At 65.6% G+C, this 13,226-nt stretch carries 11 protein-coding genes; 3 read left to right on the top strand and 8 right to left on the bottom strand.

The window, feature by feature from the left end; translation table 11 throughout:
* Nucleotides 1-7: 7 nt before the first annotated feature.
* The 3 genes from E2H86_RS14365 to E2H86_RS14355 all read left to right on the top strand — a co-directional run bounded on the left by E2H86_RS14365 (nucleotide 8) and on the right by E2H86_RS14355 (nucleotide 1,696).
* Nucleotides 8-298, top strand: coding sequence for a DUF5629 family protein (locus tag E2H86_RS14365; protein ID WP_133328844.1), 291 nt, complete (start codon nucleotides 8-10; stop codon nucleotides 296-298).
* Entirely contained in the window at nucleotides 264-1,394 is a 1,131-nt protein-coding gene (locus E2H86_RS14360) for a lactonase family protein (protein WP_196173373.1), read from the top strand. Before E2H86_RS14365 ends, E2H86_RS14360 begins: the two co-directional genes overlap by 35 nt.
* 122 nt (nucleotides 1,395-1,516) lie before the next feature.
* Nucleotides 1,517-1,696: a hypothetical protein gene (locus E2H86_RS14355; protein WP_133328840.1), complete on the top strand. Its 180-nt coding sequence runs from the start codon at nucleotides 1,517-1,519 to the stop codon at nucleotides 1,694-1,696.
* Between the two features lie 37 nt (nucleotides 1,697-1,733).
* Here the strand turns inward: E2H86_RS14355 and E2H86_RS14350 are convergent, their stop codons facing one another.
* The 8 genes from E2H86_RS14350 to E2H86_RS14315 form a co-directional block, all read right to left on the bottom strand.
* Nucleotides 1,734-2,333, bottom strand: a complete 600-nt coding sequence (locus E2H86_RS14350) for a glutathione S-transferase (protein WP_133328837.1) — start codon at nucleotides 2,331-2,333, stop codon at nucleotides 1,734-1,736.
* Nucleotides 2,330-5,974, bottom strand: a complete 3,645-nt coding sequence (locus E2H86_RS14345; protein ID WP_133328835.1) for an AAA family ATPase — start codon at nucleotides 5,972-5,974, stop codon at nucleotides 2,330-2,332. Before E2H86_RS14345 ends, E2H86_RS14350 begins: the two co-directional genes overlap by 4 nt.
* Nucleotides 5,971-7,209, bottom strand: a complete 1,239-nt coding sequence (locus E2H86_RS14340; protein WP_133328833.1) for an exonuclease SbcCD subunit D C-terminal domain-containing protein — start codon at nucleotides 7,207-7,209, stop codon at nucleotides 5,971-5,973. Before E2H86_RS14340 ends, E2H86_RS14345 begins: the two co-directional genes overlap by 4 nt.
* 172 nt (nucleotides 7,210-7,381) lie before the next feature.
* Nucleotides 7,382-9,007 carry a BatD family protein gene (locus E2H86_RS14335; RefSeq protein WP_133328831.1) on the bottom strand — a complete coding sequence of 542 codons (1,626 nt, stop codon included), beginning with the start codon at nucleotides 9,005-9,007 and terminating at the stop codon, nucleotides 7,382-7,384.
* On the bottom strand, nucleotides 9,004-10,722 hold the full coding sequence (locus tag E2H86_RS14330; protein ID WP_133328829.1) for a tetratricopeptide repeat protein: 1,719 nt from the start codon (nucleotides 10,720-10,722) through the stop codon (nucleotides 9,004-9,006). The genes E2H86_RS14335 and E2H86_RS14330 overlap by 4 nt, the downstream gene beginning before the upstream one ends.
* Nucleotides 10,719-11,795 carry a vWA domain-containing protein gene (locus tag E2H86_RS14325; RefSeq protein WP_133328827.1) on the bottom strand — a complete coding sequence of 359 codons (1,077 nt, stop codon included), beginning with the start codon at nucleotides 11,793-11,795 and terminating at the stop codon, nucleotides 10,719-10,721. The genes E2H86_RS14330 and E2H86_RS14325 overlap by 4 nt, the downstream gene beginning before the upstream one ends.
* Entirely contained in the window at nucleotides 11,788-12,282 is a 495-nt protein-coding gene (locus tag E2H86_RS14320) for a DUF4381 domain-containing protein (RefSeq protein ID WP_133328825.1), read from the bottom strand. The genes E2H86_RS14325 and E2H86_RS14320 overlap by 8 nt, the downstream gene beginning before the upstream one ends.
* The gene (locus E2H86_RS14315; protein ID WP_133328944.1) at nucleotides 12,279-13,223 is read right to left on the bottom strand and encodes a DUF58 domain-containing protein; all 945 of its coding nucleotides are present in this window, start codon (nucleotides 13,221-13,223) and stop codon (nucleotides 12,279-12,281) included. Before E2H86_RS14315 ends, E2H86_RS14320 begins: the two co-directional genes overlap by 4 nt.
* Between the last annotated feature and the right edge of the window lie 3 nt (nucleotides 13,224-13,226).

The raw sequence follows: 13,226 nt of genomic DNA, 5'->3' as shown, positions 1-13,226 counted from the left end.
TATCCCCATGACCACCCTCACCAACGCCCTCGCGGCATGCGACATGCTCCTGATCGACGGTCTGCATGCGTTCGACTTTACCTGCGATGCAGTCGGCCTGACGGTCGAATGCATGGATGGCCGCCAGCTTCGCCGTTGGCAGTTCACTGCCGAACAGGTCGCTGCCGCCACGTTAGAAGGGAACGACTGGCTCATCAGCGATGTCCAGGGTGAACACCGTCTAGTCTGTATGGAAGCGTTTCGCGCACCCGATGAGGACGAAGATGAACCGGACCTGGAAGAGCCTGCTGACCGCTAGCCTGATGACCCTGATGATCGATGCCCATGCCGCCACCCTGCTGGTCGGTAGCTATACCGATGGCCAGAGCGAAGGAATCTATCGCTACCGGTTCGACAGCAAGACCGGTCATATCGACCCCAAACCGCTGCAAGTGGTGAAAAGCGTCAGCCCTTCGTGGTTGGTGCTGTCGGCCGACCAGCGGCTGCTGTTCGCGGTCAACGAGACCAAGCAGGGCCATGCCAGCAGTTTCAGTGTCAGCGACCGAGGTGAGATCAAGCCGCTCAACCAGGTGCCCAGCCGCGGCGATGAACCCACGCACGCCAGCCTGAGTCAGGACCAGCGCTATCTGTTCGTCGCCAACTATGCGGTGGCAGCCGACCCTGGCGGTAGCCTGGTGGTGCTCCCGGTGGCCAAGGGCGGAAAGCTCGGCGAGGTGGTGCAGCAGGTGCGGCACAAGCCCAGCGGCGTCAACCCCGAGCGTCAGGCTGGCGCCCACGTGCATTCACTGGTGGTGGCGCCGGATGGTCAGCACGTCTATGCCAGTGACTTGGGGGCGGACAAGGTGTTCATCTACCGCTACGACGGCGCCAGTCCGGACCGTCCGCTGAGTCCGGCCAGCCCACCGGCGGTAGAGCTGCCACCCGGCAGTGGACCGCGCCATCTATTGTTCGATGCCAAGGGGCGCCATGCCTACCTGACCTTGGAAATGAGCGGCGAAGTGGTGATGTTCGACGTCCGCGAACATGCCCTGGTGGAGCGCCAGCGGCTGCCACTGACCGAGCATCCGGACGCCGCTGCCAAGGCTTCCGGTGGGCTGCACCTGTCCGCCGACGGGCGCTTTCTCTATGTCAGCAACCGCGGCACGGCCAACGAGATCGTGGTGTACGGTGTGAGCGCGGAGGATGGTCGACTGACGTTGTTGCAGCGCCGCTCGGTGGAAGGCGATCACCCGCGCGAGTTCGCCCTCGACCCGAGCGACAATTTCCTGCTGGTGGCCAATCAGAAGAGCAACCAGATCGTCGTCATTCGCCGTGATCCGCGTAGCGGCAGATTGGGAGAGACGGTGCAGACCCTGTCTCAGGATGCGCCTTCTGACCTCAAGTTCATCGAGTGATCATCGATAGCGATGATATTTCCTACCAGTGCAATGAATTTCTGTGGCTGAGCCCAGCGGCGTAAGTTTGATCCAAGGCCCGGATGGGCCATGTCAAACCACTGAAGCAGAGGTCAGCCCAGATGAACTTCAATCTCTTCCCGGTTATTGCCGCATCCGCCATTTCAGCCTCCGTCGTACTGCCGGCGCATGCCCAACTTGAAAGCCACGCCAAAACACCTGTCACCCACAGCTACACCGACCAGTACCTGCGCCAGAGCGCGCATTTCCACGCGGCGTTGAGTGGCAAGCAGACTCAGTGATCGGAGCTGCAGGACAGCCCGGGGCAACGGGCGGCAGTCACTGTTGCCGCGCCATCACCGCCTTGAACAGCTCCGACTCAAGCCATCCCTCCAGCCAGCTCCGCAGTCGCGGATAAGCTGCCTCGGCGAACCACTGCGGTTCGACCCCGGCAAACTGGCGCATCAGAGGGAGCAGGGCGGCATCGGTCAGGCTCGGGTGGTCGGCCAGCAAGTAGGGCCGGCCTTCCAGCAGGCCTTCCAGCTGCGCCAGCCAGGGTTCGGCCTGCTCACGGTAGTACGCCCGTGAATGCTCCGGATACCGTTCGGCGTACTTGTACAGGTTGACCTGCGCCTTGAAGGCGCTGTCGTTGCGGGCAATCAGCGTATCCGCATGCTGCCTGGCCTGGGGATCGGCCCGCAGACGCCAGTCCTGCGGGTCGTTGCGCTCGAGTGCCCAGTGCATGATGTCCAGGCTTTCCTCCAGCACCTCGGCCCCAGTGTCGAGCACTGGAACCGTGCCTTTGGGCGACAGGGCCAGCAGTTGTGCCGGCTTGTTCTTCATCGCGACCTCGCAGATCTCCACCTCGCACCCGGCATAGCGCAAGGCCAGGCGCGCACGCATGGCCCAAGGGCAACGGCGGAACGAGTAGAGGATCACCCGCTCACCTCGACATCGCTCAAGCCATTGCCCTGGCGACGCACCTGGATCTGCACTGGAATCCGTTCATGCATCTCCTGCACATGGGAGATCACCGCGACTTTGCGACCTTGTGCCTGCAAGCCGTCGAGGGCGTCCATGGCCAATTGCAGCGACTCGGGGTCGAGGCTGCCGAACCCTTCGTCGATGAACAGTGATTCGATCCGCAAGGTGCTGGAGGCCATCGACGCCAGGCCCAGGGCCAGCGCCAGCGAGACCAGGAAGGTTTCACCACCGGACAGCGAATGCACCGAGCGCAGCTCGTCGCCCATCTCGGTATCCAGCACCAGCAGACCCAAGGCACTACCCCCGCGCTTGAGCCGGTAACGACGAGCCAGCTGGCGCAGTTGGGCGTTGGCATGGTGCAACAACAGATCGAGGTTGTAGCCTTGGGCGATCTTGCGGAACACATCGCCGGAGGCCGAGCCGATCAGGGCGCTGAGCCGTGCCCAGCGCTGCCATTGCTGGTTGGCCTGTTCGATGTCAGCGGCCAGGGCCTGGTGCGCCTGCTGCCGGCGTTGGTCGTCGGCTTGCTGCGCACGCAGTTCGGCGCACCGTTGTTCATGGCCGGCGAGGCGTTCGCGCAGCTCGCCCAGGGCCTGTTCCAGCTCATCGGACGAGGCGTCAACCGTCATCAGCGCGGCATGTTGCTGCAGGCGCTGGTCGCGCTCCTGGAGCAGCACCCGGGCTTGCTCGACGGCTTTCTCGGCCGCTTGCAACTGTTGGCGCAATTCGGTCAGTTGGGCGTCGTCCATGGCCAGCAGGCGTTCAAGGCCGGCATCGTCCAGTTCCGGGTGCTCGGCGCGCCATTGGCCGATCTCGCCCTGCAACTGCTGGTGCTCCTGCTCCAGCGCCTGGTGCTGTTGCCGCGCGGCGTTGAGCTCGCTGGCCAGTTGCACGCCCTGGGTACGTAGCGCCTGCAGGTGCTGGGCGGTGTCGGCCTCCCGTGCGCGGGCTTGCTCCAGTTCGAGGTCGCCGTGCCGTTGCCAGGCTTCGGCGCTGGCGTGTTCGCCGAGCAGTTCGGCCAGCTCGGTTTGGGCTTGCTGGCGCTGCCGGTCGAGCGCGGTCAGTTTTTCCTGCAACTGCTGTTGCTGCTGCAGCCGCGCCTGTTGCTGGTCGCGCAGTTTGTCCAGTTGGGTCTGACGCGCCTGCTGTTCGTGCTGTTCGTCCTGGCGCTGGTCCAACTGCTGCAGGCGTAGGGCGATTTGCTGATCGAGGGCGAGGAAGGCATTCGCTGGATCGTCGCTCAGCGCCTTGAGCAGGTCCTCTGGCAACACGCTGGCCAGATCGCCCAGGCCTTGTTGCAACTGCCGCTCGTCATTGGCCAGCGCTTGATGCTGTTGCTCGAGGTGGTGCATGGCCTGTTGCTGGGCTTGCTCGGCGGCCTGTAACTGCTGGCCGAGGCGGGCGGCATCCTTTTGCAGGCTGAGCAGGGCGGCCTGGCGTTTCTCATCCTGGCCGATCTGTTCCTCGAGGCGCTGCAACTGACTGGTCAACCACCGGCTGCGGGCCTGATCGTCCTGCGGTGCGAGTGCTGGCCAGAGGCTGTGTGCCTGCACCTGCTCGACCTGGGCGTGCAAGTGTTCGCTCAACTGCTGCTGTTGCTGCTGGTTGTCCTTGAGCTGGGCGTTGACCACGCCCAGTTGGGTGCGCAGTTCGACCAGCTTGCCGTTGATGGTTTCGACCTGCTGCTGCGCTGCCGCTTCCTCGGCCTGGTCGTGGCGTCCGAGGCTCTGCAACAGGGCTTCAGGTTGATGGAACGGGTGTTCGGCGCTGCCGCATACCGGGCACGGTTCACCGTCGCGCAGTTGGCCGCGCAGTTCCTCGACGCTGGTGTTGCGGGCCAGACGCTGACGGTCGAGCAACTGGCGGGTCAGGTTCAGGGCCTGCTCGGCGGCTTCCAGCTCGGCCTTGGCTGCGGTGCCTTCGCCGATCAGTTGCTGGCGCTGCTGCATGGCTTGCTGTTGACGCAGCTGTTGGGCGTCGAGCTGTTGGCGCAGCTCCATTTCCCGCCCGTGCAGGCGTGACAGCTCTTCGACGGCACGCAGCTGTTTGCGGTTGTCCTGAAGCATGCCGCCGAGCAGATCGATCTGCTCGGCCAGGGCCTGAGGTTCAGCCTTGGCCTCGCGGAACAGCAGTTCGTACTCGTCGCGCTGCCCTTGCAACAGGGCATTGGCCTGGCTGACCTGGGCCTGCAGGCCTGGCAGCTCTTCACGACCCTTGGCCAGGCGGCCGCCGATCTGCATCACCTGCTTGAGTTGTGGCAGATACGCCTGCCAGGCATTGGCCACGGTTGCCAGGTGCTGGCTGCCGGCCAGGGCGGCGTCGATCTGCGCCAGCTGTTGCTGACTGCGCTGCTGGTTCTCCTCCAACTGCTGCAACTGCTGCTGGCCTTGGGCGACCTGCTGTTCGGTCTCCTGGACAGCGGTGCGTTGTGCCGTCAGTTCCTGCTCCAGGCGGGTGAGGTTGTCCTGCCCGGCGAACGCCTGGCGCAGCCGCGGCGCGTTCTCGCTCTGCCTGGCCTGGCATTGGGTCAGTGCCTGACGGGCGTTTTCCAGCGTCTGTTCAAGGTCGGCGGTCTGATGCTGCAGCGCGGTTTGCTGGCGTTGCTGCTCGTCGATCCGGGTCGCCAGGGGCGTCAGCTGTGCGTTCACCGTCTGCTGGCGTTGGAACTGGTGGCGTTGCGGCGCCAGGCGTTCCAGGCGCTGTACGTCCAGACGCTGTTCGGCCAGTTGTTGCCAATGCTGTTCGCCAGCATGCAGGGTCGCCAGCGCTTCGGCGTGCTGGGTATGCAGTCGTTGCTGTTCGCTCAGCCAGTTGCGCTGCTGTTCCAACTGGCGCTCAGTGGCCTGTTCGGCCTTGAATTGTTGCTGTGCCTGCTCGAGGCGTTGGTCAAGTTCGACGCGTGCCGCTTCGTCCATCGGCAGCAGATGGCTGGCGCGTTCCTTGAGGGCGTTGTGCGCTTCGCCGGTTTCCCGGGCCTTGCTGAAGGCGCGTTGGCCGAGACGTGTATAGATGGCGGTATTGGTGAGCTTTTCGAGCAGTTCGCTGCGTTCCCTGTCGTCGGCCTTGAGGAAGGCGCCGAACTCGCTTTGAGCCAGCATCACGGCACGGGTGAACTGCTCGAAGTTCAGGCCCAGGCGGGCCTCGACCAATTGCTTGTACTCGTTCTTGCCGCTGGCCAGCACCTGATCGCTGTCGAGGTCATAGAAGCTCTGGCGGCTGTGCTGCAGCTTGCCGTTGGCCCTGTCGCGGGCGCGGTTGGCTTCCCAGCGGGCACGATAACGACGACCGTCGATACCGACGAAGTCGACCTCGGCAAAGCCGCTGCCAGTGCCCCGGCGCAGCAGGTTGCGGGGGTCGGACGTGGGGATTTCACCGTCCGCATCCGGCACCTTGGCCTCGCGGCCGATGTCGTTGAGCCTCGGCACGCTGCCGAACAGTGCCAGACAAAGCGCGTCAAGCAGGGTGCTCTTGCCCGCACCGGTGGGGCCGGTGATGGCGAACAAGCCCGCGCTGGCCAGTGGCTCGGCGGTGAAGTCGATGTCGATCGGGCCGGCCAGGGATGCCAGGTTCTTCAGGCGGATGGCGAGAATCTTCAAGGCTGTTCCTCTTCCAGTTGCACGTCCTGCAGCAACAGGGCGAAATCGGCCAGAGCCTGGTCGTCGACCGGATTGCCATAGGCCTGTTCCCAGGCCCGACTGAACAGGTCCTGCGGGGTCATCTGCGACAACTCGACAAACGCCAGGTCATCGTCCTCATGATGACCTCGCCCGGCGTACTCGGCGCTGATGCGAATCAGGCGCACCGCCTTGCCGTGCAGGGCGGCCTCGATCTGCTGACGCAGGTCGGGCTGCGGCTCGTCCAGTTGGACCCGGACTTCGAGCCAAGGCTGGCGGTTGGGGTCCTCGAGCAGGTCGACCACCGGCAGGTCGGCGAGTTGTGCCAGCAGTTCGCCCAGCGGCGCCGGGCCGATACGTTGCAGGGCCACGGCGCGTGGCACCGGACGCGGCTCGACGCTGACCAGCTCGGTACCGTCCAGCTCGACTTCCAGGACCTGGTGCGGGTAGTTGATCTCGGCGAACGACAGTGGAATCGGCGAGCCGCTGTAGCGGATGCGGTTCTCCCGGTTGACCTTTTGCGGTTTGTGCAGATGGCCCAGGGCGACGTAGCTGATGGCCTTGTCGAACAGCCTGGCCGGCAGGGCTTCGGCATTGCCGATGATCAGGCTGCGTTCGGAGTCTTCGGAGACGGCGGCCCCGGCCATGTGCGCGTGGCTGATGGCGATCAGCGCCTGGCCCTTCTTGCGCTTGTCCTGTGCGGCTGCAATCAGCTGCTGATGGACCTTGGCGATGCCTTGCAGGTAATCGTCGCCCAATTGCGGCCCGGTGACCTCGGCCGGGCGCAGGAACGGCAGGGCCAGGCACCACGCCTCGACTTTACCGCGAGCGTTGGTGAGCGGAATCAGCAGGCGCTCGGCGTCCAGTTGGCCTTCGTCGAGCCAGTGCACCCGACCCAGGGCATGGGTGCGCAGGCGCCGCATGAGTGCGGCGGGCAATTCGATCCGTGAGCCGGAATCGTGGTTGCCGGCGATCATCACGATGTCGAGCTTGGGCTGTTGCTCGTGGGCCTGAACGATGAAGTCGTAGAGGCGTTCCTGGGCTTTGACCGGCGGGTTGACCGTATCGAAGATGTCGCCGGCGATCAGCAGCGCGTCGGGCTGGCGCAGATGCAACTGGCCGAGCAGCCATTGGAGGAAGCAGGCGTGTTCGAAATCGCGTTCCTGGCCGTGCAGGCTTTGGCCCAGGTGCCAGTCGGAGGTGTGAAACAGACGCATGGATGACCTGTCGGTGTCGATTCGGGCAAGCAAGGGGCTTGTCTTGGAAGATGGGCTTTGCGCAAAGGCGATATGGTACCTGTTGCGCAGTGGATCGCGAAGGGTTCGCTTGAGGGGTGTGGCGGCGCTCGATATATGCACCACCGCACCCTTCAAGTGACCCCCAACCCCTCTACTTCGGATAAAGCGGCGGCAGGCTGCCATTTTCTCCGGTAGGTACCACGACCTGCTCCGCCGATGGGATGGTGCCGATCGCTCGCCACAACTCTTCACCCTGCCAATACTGGCCGCTCTCGCTATACAACGCCCCGTTCAACCCATCCAGCGCATCCGACAACGGCACGAAGCGCGCTGCCATCTCGGCCAAGGTCTCCGGTTGTTGGCGGGCCCAGGCGTCGAGGGCCTGGCGGGTGGCCTGGGGGTCGTTGGCCAGACACGCGCGCTTGAGGTCGTCGAGCAGCGTGCGGGGGCTAGGCCCGTTCTGCGCGGCACGCAACACCGCCGGCTGGGTGCGTGCCCGCCACCACAGGGCGAAGCCCAGCAAGGTCGTCAGGGCGAACACCAGCGTGGCCAATTGCCAAGGCCAGAGCAAACGGCTGGTGCTGCTGTTGTCGCCCACCGGCGTCTCTGCGCTCAGGGCAGGGTTGTCGCGCACGCTCAGGGTCCTGGCTGGCAGGCTGCTGTGCTCCAGATGATCTTCGCGGGTATTCCACCAGGTCACCTCCAACGCCGGCAGGGCCAGTTCGCCGCTGTGGGTCGGCACCAGCGCTTCGCGTTCCTCGCGGTTGGCGGTCATGCCGCGTTCGCTGATGTCGTTGCGCAGCACCGGTTGATCCGGGTAGCGACGCAGGCCGTTGATCTCGGTGGCGGGCAGGGGTGGCAATTGAGTGCTGGACAGGCCTTCGGCGCGCAAGGTGATGCTGCGGGTCAGCGAATCGCCGATCTGCGTGGCCTGACTGGCAGGGTCGGGATTCCAGTGCTCGTCCAGGCTCAGCTCGCGTGCCGGCAACCACGGGGTGTTGGCTGGCCAGGCCGGGGGAATGGGCCGCACGGTGATATGCAGTGGTAACGAACTGACCTGCACCTGATGGCCGCTGCGGTTCCCGGTAGCCGTTGGCGACGCACTGTCGACGGCGGTGGCGATGAACGTCAGTGGTGGGATTTCAAGCGTGCCGCTTTGCTGCGGGTAGACCACGTACCGGGTTTCGATCACGCCATGGCGCACGCCATTGATGTCTTTTTCATAGGTGCGCGACTCACCCAGCGGCTCGACCTTGGCGCTGTCCAGCTGCAACGGGCTGAGGCTGCTGTCGTCATACAGCGACACCGAATGGTAGATACGCAGGGTCAGCACCACCTGGGCCTGGACATAGACCTGCGCGCTGTCCACGCTCGCTTCGATGAACACTTGCTGGGCACTGTTCGGACGGCTGGCGTCGGCTTGCAGGACCTGCAGGTCGATCGGTTCGCTGTGTGACTGGCCCAGTTGCAACGGGGGAATGCGCAGGCTGCCACTGCGACGAGGCAGCAGCGTGATGATCCAACGGGTGCTGGCGCGGGTTTCGCCGTCGAGGGTATGCAGGCTGTTGAGCTGGCGTGTACCACGTACATCGAAGTCGCCTTCCAGGGCACGCAGGTCAGGCTTGCCGAACTGGGTCACGTCCTGGCTTTCGAGGGTCAGCTCGAAGGTTTCGCCGGCTTCCAGGCGGTTACGGTCGACACTCGCCTGCAAGCTCGGCGCGGCATGGGCCAGCAGGCTGCATAGCAAGCTGAAAAGAAAGACGCCGAAGCGACTCATCGTGGATTTTCCTGATGCAATTGCTGTTCATACCAGAATTTGCGCCGCAGCAGTTCCGCCGGATTGTCGGGGATTTCCCGCAGCCATTGTTCCAGGGCCTGACGCTGTTCGGCATCGAGGCTGGCCGCGGCTGGGCGCTGTGGAGGCTTGATGATGCTGTCATCGTCACCGCCTGGATCGCTCCCAGGTGCCGCCTGGCTTGTGCTGCTGCCCTCGCCGGGAGCCGTTGCGCTCTGCTCGTCGTCACCCGGCGCACCCTGAGTCGGATTGCCGGCCGAGCTGCTGTTGCCGTCGGTATCGCTGCCTGGAGTGCCCTGGGCGTCATTGCCGGCCTGCGCCTGCTCGGCCTGGCCCTCACGTTGTTGCAGAAGTTGCTGGACCAGCGCCTGGTTGTCCAGTGCCGGTTGCAAATCGGGTTGCAGTTCCAGCGCCTGCTCATAGGCATCCAGCGCAGCTTCCAGTTCGCCACTGCGGGCCAGGGCGTTGCCCCGATTGTAGTGTGCTGCGGCGCTGTTGCTTTGGGCAAATGCCTGGGCGGCGCCCGCGTAGTCACCGGCCTGATACAGTGCCACGCCGCGCCACAGCGGGTTGCGGAAATGCTGCGCCGCGTCCGCCGGTCGCTGTTGCTCCAGCAGACGCTGACCTTGCTGGTCCGGGCGTAGCCAGAGGTCATCGAAGGTCATGGCCTGGCTCGGTTGCGGCAGCGCCAGCAGCAGCGGCAGGCAGAACAACCAGCCGCGCCGCCCGGCGCAGGCCGCCAGCAGCAACAAAGGCAGCAGCAACCAGTAGCCCTGGTCGGCCCAGCGGTCGAGTTGCAGGTTCTGGCCGTCGTTGCGTAGGCGGTGGGGCGAGTCGAACAGGCCCAGCCCGCGCAGGTCGAGGTCGTCGATCCGGGCGTGACGGTAGCGGCCGCCGGTGCTGCCGATGAAGGCCTTGAGCGCGGCGCTGTCCAGGCGTGGCACGAGAATGCCGCCCTGGTCGTCCTTGAGGTATTCGCCGTTGGCCTGACGTACCGGCGCGCCTTCGCGGCTGCCGACGCCTAGCATCAGCAGGCTCGGCCCCTGTCGGCCCAGGGCCTTGACGATGCCCTGGCGTTCATCCTCGCCAAGTGCCGAGCCCACCAGCAACAGGCGGCCCTGGCCCAGTCCGCTCTGGGCCAGCAGGGCCAGGCCCTTCTGCACGGCCAGGTCGGCGCGCCGACCGGGTTGCGGCATGATCGACGGGTCGATCGCCTCGAGCAGGTTGCGCGTGGTGCCCAGGTCATCGGACAGCGGTACCAGGGTGTGCGCGGAGCCGGCGTAGACGATCAGGGCGGTCTGGCTGTCGCGGCGGTGTTCGAGCAGGTCGAGAATCTTGCGCCGAGCCTGTTCCAGCCGATTGGGCGAGGCGTCTTCGGCAAGCATCTGCGGGGTCAGTTCGAGCAGGATCACCAGTGGGTCGGCCGGCTGCTGGTGGGATTGCTCCAGGCGCTGCCAGCTCGGGCCGAGCAGGGCCAGCACCACCAGCAGCCAAGCCACGCCCAAGGCGACCCAAGGCAGCTTGCTGTTGCTGCCACTGCCACCGCCCAGCAACACCGGGTGAAATGCCGGAGGCAGGATCATCTGCCAGCGCCCGGCACGTTTGCGTCGGTGCCAGAGCTTGAACAGCAGCCAGCTCAGCAGGGGTACCAGCAGCAACCATAACGGGCGCAGCCATTGCGGCCAAAGCTCGATCATCTTCGCCTCCTCAGGCGCAGGCGTTTCAGGCGCTGGCGCCATTCGGGGTGAGGCTGAAGAAAGCGTGGTTTGCGCAGGGCACGCTGGAGCAGGTTGTCCGGCCACAGCGTGTCGGTTACCAACAGCATGCTCAGCAGCAATGCCAGGGCCAGGGGCCAGGGATAGAGCTCACGGGCGGTCCGCGCCTGGGTCGGTTGCTGGGCCACCGGTTCGAGTTGATCGAGGGTGTCGCCGATGGCGTCCAGTTCGGCGCCATCGTGGGCACGGAAATAGGCTCCGTGGGTCAGCTCGGCGATTTCCTTGAGCGAGGCTTCGTCCAGGTCCAGGCTCGGATTGAGTCCCAACAAGCCTGGCGTGCCGCTGGCCTCGGGGTTGGCGCCGATGCCGATGGTGTAGATGCGCACGTCTTCCTGGGCGGCCAGGCGAGCGGCGGTCAAGGGGTGAATCTGACCGCCGTTGTTGGCGCCGTCGGTGATCAGCACCAGCACTCGGCTCTGTGCCGGGCGCTCGCGCAGGCGCTTGACTGCCAGGCCAATGGCGTCGCCGATGGCGGTGTTCTTGCCGGCGATGCCGATCTGCGCCTCATCGAGGAAGGTGTGCACGGTTCGCCGGTCGAAGGTCAGTGGCGCTTGCAGGTAGGCCTGGCTGCCGAACAAGATCAGCCCGACCCGGTCGCCTTCGCGCTCCTGCAGAAAGTCGCCGAGCAGCGCTTTGACCAGATCGAGGCGGCTGATCTCCTCGCCCTGCCATTGCATGTCGGGGAAGTCCATCGATCCCGAAACATCCACCGCCACCAACAAGTCGCGGCCGCTGGCAGCGACGGGCACTGGTTCCCCCAGCCATTGCGGGCGTGCCGCGGCGAACAGCAGCAGTACCCAGATGAGCACGAACGGCAACTGTTGGCGCAACGTCGGCAGGTTCAGCCGGGCGCGGCGTCCGGCGAGGCTTTCGAGTTCGTGCAGAAAGCCGACCTTGAGCACCGGCTCGCCGCTGTCGGCGGCCGGCAGCAGCAAGCGTGCCAGCCAGGGCAGCGGAAGCAGCGCCAGGAGCCACGGCCAGGCGAACTCAAACATGTTTGCGGATCCAGGTTTCGACCGCCTGGGCCAGCCCGGCGATGGCTTTGTCGTCGAGCCGGCACTCGGGCTTGTAGGCCCCTTCGACCAGCACCATCCAGCGGGTCAGGCCGGCGGCGGGGCAGCGGTTGTCGAGGAACGCCAGCCACTGGCGGCCGTTCAGGGTGTGGCTGTTGGCGCCAGGGTAATGGTTGCGGCACAGCCGTTTGAGCAGGGCGTTGATCTGTTGCAGCCAGGCACCGGCCGGGGCGCCGTCATAGGGGCGGGGCAGGCTGGCGAGTTCGGCCAGGGCGGCCAAGCGCACCGGGTCCAGGGGCTGCTCGGCGCGTACCACCGGGCGTTTGCCCGGGCGCCAACGACGCAGGCGCCAGAGCCCCCAGCCCAGCAGCGGCAGCAGTACCAGCAGCAGCCACCAGCCGGGTGCGGGCGGCCACAGGCCGATCGGCGGCGGAGCGATCAGCGGCTGCAGTTGGTCCAGGGGATTCACGGCTGGCTCCCTGGGCGTTGCGCGTTGGTGTATTCACGCAATTGTTCGATCATCTCGCTCTGGGTGCTCAGAGGCATCAGTACGACCCGCAGCTTCTGCGCCATCAGTTCCCAGCGCTCGACCCGTGCTTCGGCCTGCTGACGGTAGGCCTGGCGCAGGTTGGCGTCCAGCGTGTCGAGTTGCAGTTGCCGACCGCGCTGGGCGAAACGCAGCAGGCCGGCAGCTGGTAGGGCGTGGTCGAGGGGATCGCTGACCGGCATCAGCAATAGGTCGCAGTGCCGTGAGAGCATGGCCAGGTGCTGTTCGGCCTGGTCGCTCAGGGAGCGCTCGTCGCAGATGACGATGGCCAGGCTGCCGGGGCGCAGTACTTCCCGTGCCCGACGCAGGGCCAGGCCGAGGTTGTCCGCCTGGGGCAGCGCTTCGCTGTGCAACGCCTGGTTGGCCCGGGCCATGCGGTTGAGCAGTTGCAGCAGGCTCTGTTTGCTGCGCCGGGGTTTGATCTCATGGTGCTCGTTGTCGCCGAACACCAGGCCGCCGATGCGGTCGTTGTGGCCCAGGGCGGCCCAGCCGAACAGGGCTGCAGCCTGGGCGGCGAGCACTGACTTGAACATCAACCCGGAACCGAAGAACAAACGGTGGCTCTGTTCGACGAGGATGAAGATTGGCCGCTCCCGCTCTTCGTGGAACAGCTTGGTATGCGGCTCCTGGGTCCGCGCGGTGACTCGCCAGTCGATGTTGCGCACGTCGTCACCGGCCTGGTACACCCGCACCTGGTCGAAGTCGACGCCGCGCCCGCGCAGCTTGGAATGATGCAGGCCGACCAGCGGGCTACGCTGCCCGGGCCGGGAGAACAGCTGGATCTCACGCACGCGATGGCGCATGTCGATCAGCTCGGCGAGGCCGATGCGGATGCCGGGTTCGGCCTGCGGCGTGGTGGGCATGGG

It is taken from the genome of Pseudomonas putida (assembly GCF_004357765.1).
GTDB classification, from domain to species: Bacteria; Pseudomonadota; Gammaproteobacteria; order Pseudomonadales; family Pseudomonadaceae; genus Aquipseudomonas; species Aquipseudomonas putida_U.
The sequence above is the reverse complement of the archived record's forward strand: the minus strand, read 5'-3'. Positions and strand labels throughout refer to the sequence as shown.